12 protein-coding genes and 2 tRNA genes are annotated in these 16,535 nt (G+C 39.2%); 7 read left to right on the top strand and 7 right to left on the bottom strand.

The window, feature by feature from the left end; genetic code table 11:
• Positions 1 to 180: 180 nt before the first annotated feature.
• From FD716_RS04915 to FD716_RS04895, 5 genes are all read left to right on the top strand, one after another.
• On the top strand, positions 181 to 834 hold the full coding sequence (locus FD716_RS04915; protein WP_139851238.1) for an SOS response-associated peptidase: 654 nt from the start codon (positions 181 to 183) through the stop codon (positions 832 to 834).
• Positions 835 to 1,111: 277 nt separating this feature from the next.
• Positions 1,112 to 3,238: an alpha/beta hydrolase family protein gene (locus tag FD716_RS04910; protein WP_139851237.1), complete on the top strand. Its 2,127-nt coding sequence runs from the start codon at positions 1,112 to 1,114 to the stop codon at positions 3,236 to 3,238.
• Positions 3,239 to 3,279: 41 nt separating this feature from the next.
• Positions 3,280 to 3,999: a hypothetical protein gene (locus FD716_RS04905; protein ID WP_139851236.1), complete on the top strand. Its 720-nt coding sequence runs from the start codon at positions 3,280 to 3,282 to the stop codon at positions 3,997 to 3,999.
• A 219-nt stretch (positions 4,000 to 4,218) separates the two neighbouring features.
• The gene (locus tag FD716_RS04900; protein ID WP_139851235.1) at positions 4,219 to 6,318 is read left to right on the top strand and encodes an alpha/beta hydrolase family protein; all 2,100 of its coding nucleotides are present in this window, start codon (positions 4,219 to 4,221) and stop codon (positions 6,316 to 6,318) included.
• A gap of 211 nt (positions 6,319 to 6,529) precedes the next feature.
• Positions 6,530 to 8,644 carry an alpha/beta hydrolase family protein gene (locus FD716_RS04895; RefSeq protein ID WP_139851234.1) on the top strand — a complete coding sequence of 705 codons (2,115 nt, stop codon included), beginning with the start codon at positions 6,530 to 6,532 and terminating at the stop codon, positions 8,642 to 8,644.
• Between the two features lie 65 nt (positions 8,645 to 8,709).
• Here FD716_RS04895 and FD716_RS04890 read toward each other — a convergent pair whose 3' ends face one another.
• The 3 genes from FD716_RS04890 to FD716_RS04880 all read right to left on the bottom strand — a co-directional run bounded on the left by FD716_RS04890 (position 8,710) and on the right by FD716_RS04880 (position 13,079).
• Complete coding sequence (locus FD716_RS04890) at positions 8,710 to 11,313, bottom strand: TonB-dependent receptor (RefSeq protein ID WP_139851233.1); 2,604 nt, start codon at positions 11,311 to 11,313, stop codon at positions 8,710 to 8,712.
• 219 nt (positions 11,314 to 11,532) lie between these two features.
• Entirely contained in the window at positions 11,533 to 12,543 is a 1,011-nt protein-coding gene (locus FD716_RS04885; protein ID WP_139851232.1) for a FecR family protein, read from the bottom strand.
• Entirely contained in the window at positions 12,540 to 13,079 is a 540-nt protein-coding gene (locus FD716_RS04880) for a sigma-70 family RNA polymerase sigma factor (protein WP_139851231.1), read from the bottom strand. The genes FD716_RS04885 and FD716_RS04880 overlap by 4 nt, the downstream gene beginning before the upstream one ends.
• 293 nt (positions 13,080 to 13,372) lie before the next feature.
• Between FD716_RS04880 and FD716_RS04875 the strand changes: the two genes are divergently transcribed.
• Positions 13,373 to 13,990 carry a biliverdin-producing heme oxygenase gene (locus tag FD716_RS04875; RefSeq protein ID WP_139851230.1) on the top strand — a complete coding sequence of 206 codons (618 nt, stop codon included), beginning with the start codon at positions 13,373 to 13,375 and terminating at the stop codon, positions 13,988 to 13,990.
• A 22-nt stretch (positions 13,991 to 14,012) separates the two neighbouring features.
• Complete coding sequence (locus tag FD716_RS04870) at positions 14,013 to 14,459, top strand: YbaN family protein (protein WP_139851229.1); 447 nt, start codon at positions 14,013 to 14,015, stop codon at positions 14,457 to 14,459.
• A gap of 115 nt (positions 14,460 to 14,574) precedes the next feature.
• On the opposite strand, the gene FD716_RS04865 is transcribed toward FD716_RS04870, so the two are convergent.
• From FD716_RS04865 to phnX, 4 genes are all read right to left on the bottom strand, one after another.
• Positions 14,575 to 14,651 (bottom strand) — tRNA-Met (locus FD716_RS04865).
• Between the two features lie 166 nt (positions 14,652 to 14,817).
• On the bottom strand, positions 14,818 to 15,045 hold the full coding sequence (locus tag FD716_RS04860) for a hypothetical protein (protein ID WP_139851228.1): 228 nt from the start codon (positions 15,043 to 15,045) through the stop codon (positions 14,818 to 14,820).
• A gap of 280 nt (positions 15,046 to 15,325) precedes the next feature.
• Positions 15,326 to 15,402 (bottom strand) — tRNA-Met (locus FD716_RS04855).
• A gap of 250 nt (positions 15,403 to 15,652) precedes the next feature.
• Positions 15,653 to 16,468 carry a phosphonoacetaldehyde hydrolase gene (gene phnX, locus FD716_RS04850; RefSeq protein WP_139851227.1) on the bottom strand — a complete coding sequence of 272 codons (816 nt, stop codon included), beginning with the start codon at positions 16,466 to 16,468 and terminating at the stop codon, positions 15,653 to 15,655.
• Positions 16,469 to 16,535 lie beyond the last annotated feature (67 nt).

Here is a 16,535-nt window from a genome sequence, read left to right as displayed (position 1 = left end):
GATTACAAAAATGTCATTTTCAGGTCACATCGGTGATTATTGAGATACGATATTCTAGAGGCGAACAGCTATTATTTTTAACATAAACAATCAAAATCAAATCTTGATCTGCCTTATCACTACCCATCCCATCACAATTTTGCGATGATAGATCCAACTGTATTGCCTTCCTGAATTCGTATGTGTGCCAATTTTAAACCGATGTCTAAACGTCTCTCACCGCAACTGAATTTACTTGCAGCATGCTTTGATTATGCCGATGACATTTATCCTGGTCATGACTGCCCATTGTTATTTGCCAAGTCTCCCCAAGACGAAATTGAATGGCGTTCGGTAAAATTTGGCATGCTCCCTAAGTGGGCAAAAGACATCGAAATTTGTCGCTCAACCTACAATGCAAGAACTGAAACAGTGCATGAAAAGCCCAGCTTTAAAAATGCTTGGGCCAAAGGTCAGTTTGCGCTGATTCCGGTTGAAGCGATTTATGAGCCACGCTATATCAATGCAAAAGCGCAACGTTGGCGCATTTCCCGTCAAGATCAACAACCTTTTACCATTGCTGCAATTTATGAAAATAGCATACTCAATGGCGAACAAGTCCGCTCAATGTCCATGCTGACCATCAATGCCGACCAGCATCCTTTTATGTCACAATTTCATCACCCTAAAGATGAAAAACGGTCGATTATTGTGATTCCAGAGGCTTCACGTCGAGATTGGCTACACTGCCAACCTCATGAGGCAGCGGATTTTTTTCAAGCAATGCCAGATGAGTTTATGGCTGAATACTGCCCACGCCCCCAAAGCATTTTGCAAAATAGTCTTGATCTTTAAATCGCGAATATTAATGTATGATGAGTTTCAGCTTATATTTTAATATTTGTTTTCCCTCATAAATAAAACAAAGCCTCATCATTAAACCGCACGCTTAACCCATATTATTAACCCACATTGTTATTTAAAATTGTGCAGCAGATTAAAAATAAAATTACCCATAAAATAAAATCGATTATAATTTACCTAAATAACATTGCGCTTTAAAACATTGGCATTCAACTTGCCTATTCAAAACAATTATTTAAACATTAAATCATAAAGGAGTTGATTTATAATGCTTTCAAGTTATAAAAATCTGGGATCTTTCACATTATCACTATTAACTTGTGCAGTATTACTCGGTTGTCATACAGAAAAAGACAGTTATAAAGGTCCAGTTCAGGGCACGACTAAAATTGCGAAAAATGTAGAAAGTGCAAAAACAGATGCAAATCAAAAACAGCATAATTCAGCTAAAATAAATTCAACACATTTTGGGGAAGATCAGCGCTTTGCTTCTCAAGTAATCGACGTTACTAAAAACCAGCGCTATAAGTCTTCACCTGCCTATGAATATAATTTTGGCGAATTGGTCGTTAATGGTAAACCTGATTACGCAAATCTAGGACAACCTGAGCAAACAGATGCTTCTGCAGTCAATATCGTCCAAATAAATGGCTGGTTAAGGTATCCAAGAATTACAGCAAAAGATGAAAATAAAAAGTTCCCGATTATTGTCTTATTACACGGTCAACATGATCCTAGAGATTCAAGTTATAAAGGCTATGACTATCTCGCCACCAATTTAGCAGAACAAGGTTATGTGGTTTTATCCATTAATGCCAATGAGATTAATAACCTTAGAATTCCTAGCATAATTAAGCGATCAAATGGCTTATTTAATGGCGGTGATTCTGGCGATCAGTCTTCCCAAAGTCGTGCACAGCTTGTACTGGGAACCTTAGATAAATTGGCGCAACTCGATGAGTTTGGTGGTGCCGGTGCATTAACAGAATTAAAAGGCAAACTCGATTTTAATCGCATTGGTTTAATGGGCCATTCACGCGGTGGTCAAGGGGTTAATCTTGCCATTAAATTTAATACCACACGTTTCGGAAATGATATTACGATTCTGAAAAAAGCCATTCTGGCTTATCCAAAACAATTTGCCAAATTCCCAGAGTTAGAACAACTTGCCAAGTTAGAGCAAAATGACAAACTATTAGAATTTATTCAATCAAAAAATATTAACTTTGCTAAAACCACGGACTCAGTCAAACCCTATAACTTTAAAGCGGCAATGACCATTGGAGCGACTGATTTTGAGCAAATTAAAGGAATTAGCAATGTCCCAACAGCAGCCCTACTCCCAAGCTGTGATGGGGATGTAGATGACTTACAAGCTTCAATGAGTTTTGATAATAATCGTTTTTCGTCACAATACGATAGCGCACCGAAATATCAAATTGTTGTTCGTGGTGCCAATCATAATTTTTACAATACAGTTTGGCATGATGATGATTATCCTCTTTCTGAAAATGACGTCCCTAATACAAGTTATTGTTCGGCTGCGCGTACACAGTCCATCCGCCAAACTGAAGATGAACAACGCAATATGGGACGCTTCCTAATTAATAGTTTCTTGCGTTTTTATGTTGGAGATGAGCAACAATTCAAAGCCTATTGGAATGGGGTGGGTCAATTACCAAGCTCTAGCTGTGCAAATGGCGATGACAGTTGTGATGAACGTGCCTTACTAACGCTGCAAAAAACAGACAGTAAACTCATTCAACGCTTTGAAAGCAGCAATGCCAGCACTGTAAATTTACTCGGTGGACTGAATCATTTTGCAGGCTTTAATCTCAATGGCATTATTACGTGTAAATCCTTCCTTGGTTTTAAAGATGCGAATCGGGCCTCTAAATGTTCAAGTAGCACCGTCCCTTTTTATAGTAAAACGGAAGATCTCACTAAAAAAGGTGGCTTGGTTTCTTTCGCAGACCAACTGCATTTATCTTGGTCGCAAACCAATGCCAGCTACCAACTCGATCTCGCTCAACTCACGACTCAAGGTTATGACAGCCTCACTTTCCGTGTGGCATTACCTATTGATGTTGGTCAAGAAATATATGTCGAGCTGACTGACCTAGAAGGTAAAACGGCACGAGTTACTGCCAGTGATTTCACCGATGCGCTGTATACCATTCCACGTAAAAAACAAAATGGTCTACCCTTAAAAACGTTGGCCGAAGATGAGCAATATCAAGGGAAAACTGCCGAAGCCTTAAATATGGTGAGTATTCCACTCAAAGCCTTTAAAGGGATTAAAACGGATTATTTAAAACAACTGAAGTTTATTTATCCCAAAGAAAAAGGCGGTATCGTGATGAATGATATTCAGCTGCAAAAACTCAGATCATAAAGCTTAAGTTGAAATATAGATTATTTATTAATAATAAAAAAATGGTGACTTTATGGTCGCCATTTTATTTTAATACGGCACATTTCGGAAATGATATTACGATTCTAAAACAGGCTATTCTCGCTAATCCAACACACTTTTCTAAATACCCCGAATTAATAGAACTCGCCAACCTTAAAAAAGAGGATGCATTCATTACGCTCCTGCATGAAAAAAATATTAACTTTGCAAAAACCACTGATTCAGTTCAACCCTACAATTTTAAAGCAGCAGTCACGCTCGGTTCTACTGATTATGAGGAAATTAAAAGAATTACCAATGTGCCAACTGCAACGTTATTACCCAGCTGTGATGGCGATATCGAAGACTTACATGCTGCAATGACCTTTGATAACAACCGTTTTTTATTACAACATGACAGCCTCACTTTCCGTGTGGCATTACCACTGGATATTGGTCAAGAGATCTATGTCGAACTGACTGACCTAGAAGGTAAAACGGCACGAGTCACTGCCAGTGATTTTACCGATGCCCTATTTATCATCCCACGTAAAAAACAAAATGGAATCCCTCTGCAAGTTCTGCCTGAAGATGAGAAATACAGCGCGACAACTTCTGAAGCATTAAATATGGTGAGTATTCCACTCAAAGCCTTTAAAGGCATTAATACGGGCTATTTAAAAACGCTTAAATTTATTTTCCCAAAAGAAAAAGGCGGAATCGTGATGAATGATATTCAGCTGCAAAAACTCAGATCATAAAGCTTAAAATTAAATATCGATTATATATTAAAATAAAAAATGGTGACCTTAGTTGGCACCATTTTATTTTAATAAAAAGTAAAATAAAATCATCTCCCAATCACAAATAACAAGTTAAATCAAAATCAAGCTTCTACTTTAATAATATTTACTGGCATTTAATTTGCTTAGTTTTAAAAGTATTTACTCAATACAAAATCATAAAGGAGTTGATTTATAATGTTGTCGTGTCATAAAAATATAAAGCTTTTCACCTTATCAATATTAAGCTGTGCAGTATTACTCGGTTGTAATACTGAAAAAGACAGCTATAAAGGCCCTGTTCAAGGCAGTGCACAGGTTGCAAAAACTGCAGATACGATAAACACTTCAAAGAACAAAGCACTTAAACCAGTCCAAGCCTCTACCCTTGCATCCAATCCGACTCAATTTGGTGAGGAGCAACGCTTTGTTTCCCAATCACCTGACGTCACCGAAGCACCTCTATATAAATACTCACCTGCAATTGATTATGAGTTTGGTCATTTAGTCGTCAGTGGAAAACTCGATTATCAAAACCCTGGGCAACCTGAGCAAACTGATTTATCCCGTGTCAGTATCGTTCCAATACAAGGTTGGATCAGATACCCGAAAACAGACCCCAGCAATATAAATAAAAAATTCCCGATTATTGTCTTTTTACATGGCAATCACATTGGTCCAGACCCAAGTTATCAAGGCTATGATTATTTAGCCACCAACCTTGCAGAACAAGGCTATGTAGTATTATCTATTGATGCCAATGAAATTAATAATTCTGAATCTTTGATGGGCGATGCCTCATCACAAACCCGTGCACAACTGGTACTTGGCACACTAGATAAATTGGCACAATTGGATGAGTTTGGTGGTGCAGGTGCTCTCACCGCCTTAAAAGGCAAACTGGATTTTAGTCGTATTGGCTTGATGGGGCATTCACGTGGTGGCCAAGGGGTTAATCTCGCGATTAAATTTAATACCACCCGTTATGGTAATGATATTTCGATTTTAAAAAAGGCTATGGTTGCCTATCCTGAGCAGTTTACTAAATACCCTGAGTTCGTCGCAGCAGCCAAACTTGAAACAGATGATGCCTTATTAACGCTTACGCGGGATAATAATATTAACTTTGCAAAAACCACAGATTCGATCAAACCTTATAACTTTAAAGCGGCAATTACTCTCGGAGCAACGGATGTTGAACGCATTAAAGGCATTACCAATGTACCGACTGCAACGCTACTCCCAAGTTGTGATGGCGATATGTCTGACTTACAGTCTGCAATAACCTTCGATAATAACCGTTTCTCACTACAACACGACAGTGCGCCCAAATATCAAATATTGGTGCGTGGTGCCAATCATAATTTCTATAACACGGTATGGACCAACGATGACTTCCGTGTGCGCGAAGCGGACCAAGATAAGCCCATTTATTGTAATGCCCATCGTTCAAATACGATTCGCCAAACGGAAAGTGAGCAGCGTGATATGGGCCGTTTTCTCATCAATAGTTTCCTGCGTTATCATGTCGGAGATGAACAACAATTTAAAGCCTATTGGAATGCAACGGCTCAATTACCAAGCACTGCTTGTGCAAAAGGTGAAAGTAGCTGTGATGAGAGAGCCATACTGACTGTGCAGAAACAATCAAACAAACTCATTCAGCGCTTTGAATCCAATAATGCCATGTCAGTGAACTTATTAGGTGGATTGAATCGCTTTACAGGTTTTAATCCGGACGGCATGATTGCGTGTAAGTCTTATTTGGGCCTTAAAGATGCGGATAAACGTTCTAAATGTTCAAGCAATGTCATTCCATTTTACACCCCACTCACCCCACCGTATGCAGACAATGGCGGATTGGTTTCTTTCCCGGATCAACTGCATTTATTTTGGGCACAGCCGAATCCAAGTTATCAACTCGATCTAACTCAACTGGCAACCCAAGATTTTGATAGTTTAACTTTCCGTGTCGCCATTCCCAAAGAGATTGGGCAAGAAATTATCGTAGAGCTAAAAGATCTTGAAGGTAAAACAGCGCGAGTGAATGCCAGCGATTTTAGTGATGCCTTATATATGGTGCCACGTAAAAAACAAAATGGTATGCCACTTCAAGTCGTAGCTGAAGATGAACAGTACAAAGGAAGACCTGCTGAAGCATTAAATATGATCAGTATTCCACTCAAAGCCTTTAAAGGTATTAAAACGAATTATTTAAAAGAATTGAAGTTTATTTTTCCGAAAGAAAAAGGCAGCATTGCAATGAATGATATTCAGCTGCAAAAACTAAGATCTTAAATTTAACTGTAGATTTTTTCTTAAAATAAAATATGGTGATCTTCATGGTCACCATTTTATTTTAATGATAAGCAAACAACCTTAATTACTAATCTCACATAATGCTTTTAATTAAAATTACATCTCTATTTTTATAATATTTACTGGCATTTAATTTGCTTATTCAAATAGGCTTTCAATCAATATAAATTCGTAAAGGAATCTATTTATAATGTTGTCCTGTCATAGAAATATAAAGCTTTTCACCTTATCCATATTAAGTTGTGCAGTATTAGGCGGTTGTAATACTGAAAAAAACAGTTATAAAGGCCCAGTCCAAGGCAGTGCGCAAATTGCAAAAGCTGATATCGCAACCACTGCAAAGAGCAAAGTACTTGAACCCGTGCAAATCGCCACCCCCGCATCCAATCCAGCATTATTCGGTGAAGATCAGCGCTTTATTTCTCAAGCACCGGACGTCACTGAATCACCTCGCTATAAGTACTCACCAGCGTATGAATATAATTTTGGTAAATTGGTCGTCAATGGTAAGCCAAACTTTAGAAGTACTGGGCAACCAGAACAAACAAATATTTCAGCTGTGAATATTATTGAGATGCATGGCTGGGTCCGATACCCAGAAATCACCAGCAAAGATGATCATAAAAAATTTCCAGTTATTTTATTATTACATGGTCAGCACGACCCAGCGGTTTCAAACTATAAGGGCTATGATTATTTAGCCACCAACCTTGCAGAACAAGGCTACGTTGTGCTCTCCATCGATGCCAATGAGATTAATGGGATGACAACCACGGTTCCTTCTGGCCGAGTGATTATTTCTGGTGAGGGTTCATCTCAAAGCCGCGCACAATTGCTGCTTGGTACTTTAGATAAATTAGCGCAACTGGATGAGTTTGGCGGAGCAGGCGCACTCACGGCTTTAAAAGGAAAATTGGATTTTAACCGCATTGGTTTAATGGGGCATTCACGCGGTGGTCAGGGCGTTGATCTCGCCATCAAATTTAATACCACACGTTATGGCAATGATATTTCAATTTTGAAAAAGGCAATTTTAGCGCACCCAGAAAATTTCAAACAATTTCCAGCACTCATCACTGCGGCAAAACTTGAAGAAAATGATGCGTTAGTAACCGCACTTAATCAGGATAATATTAACTTTGCTCAAACCACAGATTCGATCAAACCTTATAATTTTAAAGCAGCAATAACCGTCGGCTCCACAGATGCTGAACAAATTAAAGGAATGAGTAATGTACCCACTGCACACTTATTACCAAGTTGTGATGGCGATGTAAATAACTTGCAGGCTGCGATGACTTTTGATAACAACCGTTTTTCCTTACAACACGACAGCGCCCCTAAATATCAAATACTGGTGCGTGGTGCGAATCACAATTTTTATAATACGGTATGGAATAATGATGATTATCCTTTGGAAAGCACACTGCCAAACAAAAGTTATTGTGCTGCCTCTCGTCCTCAAACAAATCGCCAAACTGAAGATGAACAACGCAACATGGGACGATTTATCATCAATAGTTTTCTGCGCTTTCATGTTGGAGATGAACAACAATTCAAGGCCTATTGGAATGCGGTAGGGCAACTACCAAACTCGGTTTGTGCAAATGGTGATACAGGTTGTGATGAAAGAGCCCTACTCACTGTACAAAAACAAAGCAGTAAAATCATTCAACGCTTTGAAGAAAGTAATGCGGCCGCTATTAATTTACTCGGTGGAATCAATCGATTTGAAGGTTTCGATCCAAATGGCATTATTACATGTCGGTCATTTTTAGGCTTTAAAGATACATTTAGATTATCTAAATGTTCAAGTAATACCGTTCCTTTTTATTATAAAACCAATGCGCAGACTAAAAATGGTGGCTTAGTTTCATTTGCAGATCAACTGCATTTACATTGGTCACAAGCCAATTCAAGTTATCAGTTAAATCTAAATCAGCTTTCAACCCAAGGTTATGACAGCCTCAGTTTCCGGGTTGCCTTACCACTCGATATTGGCCAAGAAATCTATGTCGAATTAACCGATCTTGAAGGCAAGACAGCACGAGTCACTGCCAGTGATTTCAGCGATGCGCTGTATACCATTCCACGTAAAAAACAAAATGGCATGCCTCTTAAAATCCAAGCAGAAGATGAGCAATACCAAGGCAAGACTGCAGAAGCCTTAAATATGATCAGCATTCCACTCAAAGCCTTTAAAGGAATCAAAACTGAATATTTAAAAGAATTGAAATTTATTTATCCGAAAGAAAAAGGCGGTATCGCGATGAATGATATTCAGCTGCAAAAACTCAGATCTTAAACGCTCCTAGCAACCGGTGTAATTTTAATATAAACAGGCTGCCCAAAGTACAGCCTGTTTTATCTTTAGAATCTTTGCGTAATACTCATTTTATAATCACGCCCTGTACCAGTCATATATTCACCCAAGTACATTTTATAATCACGATTAAATAGATTATCAATGGAGAGATTCAAATGCGGCCCCTTCTCTCCCGCCGGTTGCCAATCTACAAATACCCCATGCAATGCATAGCCTTTGGTTTTGGGTAGCGAATAAGAAGAGGCGGCAATCGAATCATCGCCATCTTTTAAACTACGACGTTGCGCACCGACAAAAATACCGCGCCAGCCCATGGTTAAATCATGTTCGGGTACATTAACACCCAATGTTGCTGTGGCCTTTTTCGGCGGAATACTGCTCATCCATGTTTTTCGACCCAACCAAGGATTCACAGGAGATTGATCACGTTCTCCTCGAATATAGGCATAGGTCAGCCCTGCAAACCACATCGGTTGATTATAAAATAGCTCGGCTTCATAGGCTTTAATGGTGTAGTCCTTTACATTACGGTACCAGCCTTTGTCATATTGACCATTACACACATCAATCCCTGCATCTCCACCATGACCGCGTATCTCACCTTGGGTTTGACAGAAAGAAGACAGGTTTTTAAAAATCTCATCAGAACCACGATTATGATGATAGGTTAATCGAAGCTGTAGATGGTCATCGTCATGCAGCAGATCCTGAAAATTCATTTCATTTCCCACACGAATCGCTAACATTTTCTCAGGTTTTAAATAAAGACTGGTACCAGATGCAGCGGCATTGGCATATTGCACGGAGTACAGTTCATCTAAACGTGGTGAGCGCCAGGTTTTACTCATATTACCAAACCAGGTCAGATATTCTGCTTGCTGCCAAGCCAAAGCCAATCGCGGTGACCATCCATTATAGTTTTTAGCAGAATAGTCATGCCCTGCAGTTGGATCATTATAACGCGCTGCAATATTGGCTTTCCCCTTATTGGTAATATCGTCATAACGAAGCGATGGACTAATGGTGAGCGCGCCAATTTGATACTGATCTTCAATAAAGGCACTCAACATATCCTGTCGACCTTCTGGCATATAGTAGGGTTGATAATAACCATAGTTATAATCGGCATTACTCGGTTTACTGCGGTCTGCCTTACTTTTATCGTACAACAATGAATCTTGCTGCATGCGTTGAAACTGTGCCCCAACCTTTATTTTATGATCACCATAATTACTTTTAATGTCACTGATGTTGCTTATCTTAAATGCACTATTAATATATTTTACCCAGCTTTCATTACCCAATAGTCCCGCTGAGCTGGTCACACTGGCTAAACGTTCATCATGCTGATTGGTTTTAGAATAAGAGGCAATCGCTTTTAAATTAATATACGAGTTGTCATCTGGGTTAAATGCATAAGCAAATGAATAACTTTCATCCTGCTGATTCCGATAAACCAATTTTCTTTTCCAAGCTTCATCGTAACCATATTTAGCAATATCAGATGCAGATGGCGTTGCATCCTGATCACGCATTGCCGCAAAAGGTTCCCAACCAATATGCCCACTTTGCATCGCATTTAAACTGATTTTATGACCATCACTTGGATAAAAATTTAATTTTGCCAAATAGGTGTCCTGCTCTTGCCCAGAATATAAAAACTTTGTCCCATCAGGGCGTTTCACATTATCACTGTCGCGTTTGGTGTAATACAGCAAGCCATCAACAAGACCATTTGAACTTTTAGCATAGACGGCCCCAGTATAAGTATTTTGTTGATTATTGGAAAAACGCGAATACTTTAAGAATGCCCCAACAGGGCGATCATCAAATAATAAATCGGCGGCATCTTTGGTTTCTAAACTTACCTTTCCGCCAAAACCTCCATTTCCAACTTCGACATTATGCGGTCCCTTATCTACGGTTACTCGTTTTAAAATTTCCGGCTCAATAAATACCGACCCCTGACGATATTTATCAAACGCTTTAATCGAATCATCTAAACTTATTGGCACATCAGCAACACCGCCCATGCCCAATATATTAATGGTCTGTCCACCTGGACGTGGTGAACCTGCTGAACTGACCGCAGGCATGGTATCTAATAGTTGTGCGACATTATTGGCTTGATAACGATTAATCGTGCCTTGATCCAAAGCACTTTGCCCAAATTGAAGGGTGTCCTCTGCCTGAGCCTGAATATAAATTGGGCTCATTTGATAAATCTGATTGTGAGAGGACGCACCAGATACTTCGGATCTTGAAATATCCGCCAATCCCAGCGAATCAGTTACAGCAGTAACGTTATTACTGGGACGATCAATAAGCACATAACCTGCTGCAGTCTTCTTAATTTGAAACGGTGTGGCTTGAACCAGCAACCTCAAAGCTTGATCTGTGGTATAGCGACCTTGGATACTTTTAACTTGATAATGATTGGTTTTCTGCACATCAAATAACAATGAAATATTGGCTTGCTGCGCAATTCGATTCAATGCTTGCGTTAATGAACCACTTTGGATTTGATAATCTTGTGTGACAATATCTTGCGCATAAATTGCTGTCGTTGGCCTAACTAAAAATAGGCTAAACGACATGGCGATGACCAGCGTCTTAAAGGTCGGTCGCGGAGAGATCAATTGAGGCATGCTGTGTCCACTCAGAATTAGCGAATGATAATCATTAACTACGATGTTGCGTAATTAAATAATGTTTCTAAGTTATATGACGAATAAGACCGTAAAAAAGCGCAACAACCTGCAATTATTTTTTTAAACGAAGGATATTAGACCAATCTAATAGCTGTTGTGCTATGTAGCAAAGAATCTCTAAATTGATTGTGACCCAGCAAATAATCACTGTAGCCCTCACCTCGCACTACCCCCGCGACTGATATACACCACGGATGTGCCAAGTCTTTTTAATTTCAAGGTTGGATATTGCTGCACCAACAAATCTAAGATTTGATTAAGATCTTGTTGCATATTAATCACGCCACTAATTTTAAATTCTGCTAATTCAGCTGCGCTAAACCAAATCATGGCATCATGCTCACGATTCAAACGACTCAACACATCAGATAAGGGTAAATCTTCTGCTAGAACCTGATGTTGCTGCCAAGCCAATTCAACTAAGTCGGTATCAATCCATTCAATCGCACCGAGACCATGCTCATCTGCTGTTATTTTCTGACCTTGCTGAACAATAGCGGTATTTGCCGCAGCATGCTGTGAACGGACTTCCACTTTTGAATGTAACATGCTGATTGTACTCATGCTGGCAGACTGGTTGACAATAAATTTAGTGCCTAAGGCTTTGAAATCCGCCTGTGATGTATGCACGCTCAATGGTCGTTGCGGATCTTTAGCGACCTCAATATAAAACTCCCCTTGCACCAAATCGATTTGCCTTACTGCATCATTAAATCTTAAGTTAACCGCAGACTGAGCACCTAAAATCAATTGGGAACCATCTGCTAAAATAAAACGCTGCTGCTGCCCCGTTGCTGTTTTAAAATCCGCAGCATAGTAGGCAAACGGTCGCTGTTCTAGACTGAAATAGCCTATTCCACCAGCCACAACCAGCCCAAGACAAAATACTGTGGTTTTAGCAAACCAATGCTGGACACGCTGACGACTTTGCTGTGAAGTCTCCAATGAATGGCTGATGGTTTGGCTTGAAATACGATGAGTATTGGGAAGTTGCTGTATTTCATCTGAAAAACTCAACATCTGATCCAACTGCCCTTGATACTCTGGATGTTGCTGCTTCCAGATTTTAAATTCCATTTGTGCATTACGCCGAAGCTCTGGATCTTCCACACTTAAACGAATAATCCACAATGCTAAATCTGGTGAAAATTGATCAGCTGGATTCATTGATCTGCCCAAGCAACTGCTGACCGTGCAGCGAAACATAAATTCAAACACTCAGCCAAGTACAATTGCGTACTGCGTAATGACTTACCAATCACTTGTGCGATTTCATTTTGGCTATAGCCTTCAAAGTAATACATTAAAAAGGCTTTACGCGCCAAACTATGTGTATTTTCCAAAGCCACAGTTAAGAAATCTAAAATCTGTAACACTTCATCAAGCTGATTACGATCAAATAAACTGGCTTGATCTTCCTGCTGCTGTGCCAGTTCAGCCAAATAATTTTTTTCAAGGCTATAACGTCGCTGTTGATCAATCAGCAAGTGTTTTGCCATTTGTACCAAATAGGCACGGGGCTCCTGTACTGAAAATAAGTTATTTGATTGCAACAACTTATAGAAAGTATCCTGAACAATATCTGCGGCACTTAAGGGATAACTAATCCGAAAATGTAGCCATTGTTGTAGCCAAGCGGAATGATCGACATATAAGTCTTGAACCAATTGATGTTGATTCTTTTGCGGGAGAGATTGAAGCATTGACGACAACGCAAAAACACTAAATAATAATAATTATCGTTCCTATTCGTAGCTTTGTAAATGCGCTTTGAAATATTATTTTTAGGATCAAATAAGCGCAATATTCTTGAGAAAAAGGATTTTCGGATATCCATTTTAAAATCACTCCGCAGATCAGCTTACACAATCGAACTGATTTAAAAAATTTAGCCGATTGATTGCATACTTTTTCGATCTTATTCGTCATATCTCATAGACACCCCTGTTTTTTATATAACTTTTTTTCAACCCTCTGATTTTGAAGTGAGATGATCATGAATCAAGCCACATCACCTGTGCAAGACACTGCAGACAGCACTGGCCTACCGAGTTTAGCCCTACGTTTAAAAACAGAAACTGCTGCTGAGCATGAACGGATGCATGTATTGATGGGCAACGCTGATATATTTTCAAACCTTGAAAATTATAAGCAATTTACCCTATCACAATATTATTTCCAGTTAGAAGTGGAACACTTATTCGAAAAAGATCAGGTCGAAAGCCACATTCCAGATCTTGATATTCGTGGTCGCTCAGCACAAGCCAAACTCGACCTCAGCGATTTAAATGTGCAGCCGCAGGGGCAAGCCCTCGTTAGTCAAACTGTTGAATTCCCAGCGGCATTGGGTTGGATCTATGTTTCTGAAGGCTCAACCTTAGGTGCAGCATTTTTATTTAAACAAGCCCAACAGCATTTAGGTCTCAGCGCTGAAAATGGTGCACGTAACTTAGCGGCCTACCCAGAAGGTCGTGCCAAAGTGTGGAAACGCTTTGTACAAGCCTTAGATGAAGCACAATTAAGCACAGCGCAACAAGATCAAGTGGTACAAGGTGCTTTAGATGCATTTGGTTATTTTGGAGAACTCTTGATTAATCTGGATCAATTAAAATAAGCGCTGCGGAGCCCAAGCTTACATGGACAATATACAACAACCTGAAAAAGAACCCTTTTCAGCAGTAGATGCAACGCCTCAGCAAAGTCATGTGCCAGCAAAATTGGCGAAGTCTTGGTGGCTACGTTGGCTGTATGTTGTCTTGGCTTGGCTCTGTATTTTAATCGCGATTTTAGGAATATTTATTCCGGGTCTTCCCCCCTTTGATTTTTTACTTTTGGCTTCTTTTTTTGCAGCCAAAGGCTCACCCCGTTTATATCGTTGGTTTCAAGAAAATCGCTATATCGGACCACTTTTAAGAGAATGGCAACAACATCGCCGAATTCCACGTAAAGCCAAAGTGTTATCAACCTTAAGTATGACCTTTGCGGCCACAATTATTATTTGGAAAATCCCACACCTGTGGTTGGTTCTGACTTTAATTGCTTGCATGCTGGGGGTACTGATTTGGATGTGGCGCAAAGCTTAAGTTTTTATAAGCACCTGATGCATACGCATCTCATCCATAAGTACAGGCTATAAATACCGGCCATAAAAAAAGCCTAATTTGGGTAAATTAGGCTATAAAACTTCAAATTTTTTATTGGTAGCGGGAGCTGGATTTGAACCAACGACCTTCGGGTTATGAGCCCGACGAGCTACCAGACTGCTCCATCCCGCATCAACGAGGTGAACTGTACGCCCTTGTTCAATAGAAAGCAAACTTAATTGAATATAAACATTCCATTTGCTTGTATTTTAAACACTCAGGGCATTCAATCAATTTCTATTCTTTATTTCCCCTGCTGTGCAGAGAAAATAAAATCAAAATACATAAGCAGTGTTATTTAACTCACACGCTGTTCTAATTTAAACATGTCATGTAGACCAGTAAAAAAACTACGTCCATCTAGATTTAAATCAACTTCCATACCTGATTGAAGTAATACTTTTTTACCAACTTCAACCCATGTAAAACCTTGACGAGTACTTTGCATTTTTTTTGAAGGGATTAAAGAGACGAGAATTTCATCTCCATTTACAGATTTAGCAATTAAATTTTCAAACTTATTCAACATTTACACCAATTTCAATATACCAACATTGAATCCCACCATTGGAATCCAATTTAAACAAACTCAACTTTATTGACTCAGATTAAAGGACTTTTTATATCATTTAAAACACAGAATATAATCATATAAGTTTTATTGTGGCCCGAGTATAACAGAACTTTTAAGGTTTTATTTAATTATTTTCCCTATATTCGTTTAAATAAAATGCAAACAAAAAAATATTGGGCATAAAAAAAGCCTAATTTGGGTAAATTAGGCTATAAAACTTCAAATTTTTTATTGGTAGCGGGAGCTGGATTTGAACCAACGACCTTCGGGTTATGAGCCCGACGAGCTACCAGACTGCTCCATCCCGCATCAACGAGTTAGCTTTATACGCCCGGACGTATGATAAAGCAAATATTATTTAATATAATTGACTCATACGGCTAGATTATGGGCGATTAACACTATAATTGCTTTAAATTAGCCAATAACTAAATTATATCCCGAACAGTTTACAACTCGAATTTCACAATAAAACAAAGCGAGTTTGAATATTGATAAAAGAATGCAAATCAAAATATCAGCATAAACAGATATTTTGATTCACGTTAGCAACTGGATGCTAGGGTTTTTCACCGGCATTTAAACGTGCTTGAATATCATCTAAAATAGCAGGTAATTCGGCAATACTATCAATAACATAATGCGCACCAGATGCATTCATCTTGGCATAGGCTTTTTGCTTTAATCGGCTTTGCTCATCTAACGTCAGTGCTTGCCATTCCTCAAAACTTAAACCGACTTCATTGCCACTGACTGCAAGGGCCACCGTCCAACAACCACCATTTAACCCTTCTTCTATACCTACGACAGTATCATCTACTTTTACCACGGCTTTAATATCCGAAACATCGAGTGCGATTAAATTCTTCCATAGCATTTCAGGGGAAGGACGTCCATGCTTTACATCGCTAGCACTAATAATGCAATCAGGTTGATAACCTTGAGCCGCGGCATCTGCAAGCAATTGACCAATCATCATACTGGCATAACCAGTATTACTGCCAATTTTACAGCCACGCTGTTTAATATCTTGGAAGGTTTCTAATGCACCTGGAATTAAGGCTGAACATTTCGGAATGCTCTTTAGCTGATACGGAATAAAATCTTGATATAAGCGATCAATATCTTGTGCAGTTGCCGCAGTACCATAAACCTGTTTCCACACTGCTGCCACCCGCGGCATATTCAATACTGCTGCAATATGATCACGTTTTTCCAAACCCATCGGTGCACGCGCTTCTTCAATACTAATCTCAATCTGATTCTCTTGAAATAATGCCATAAATGCTAAAATAGGTGCGCGTGATCCAAAATCGACTGTCGTTCCCGCCCAATCAAAAATAATTGCTTGTAATGGTGTTGTTGCCGTAGGCATGTGCTTATTCCTTATTAAGTCGCTATAAAATGTTGAATCATCGTGTTCGGTATTGATTAGTATCAGT

Source organism: Acinetobacter pullicarnis, assembly GCF_006352475.1.
GTDB classification, from domain to species: domain Bacteria; phylum Pseudomonadota; class Gammaproteobacteria; order Pseudomonadales; family Moraxellaceae; genus Acinetobacter; species Acinetobacter pullicarnis.
The sequence above is the reverse complement of the archived record's forward strand: the minus strand, read 5'-3'. Positions and strand labels throughout refer to the sequence as shown.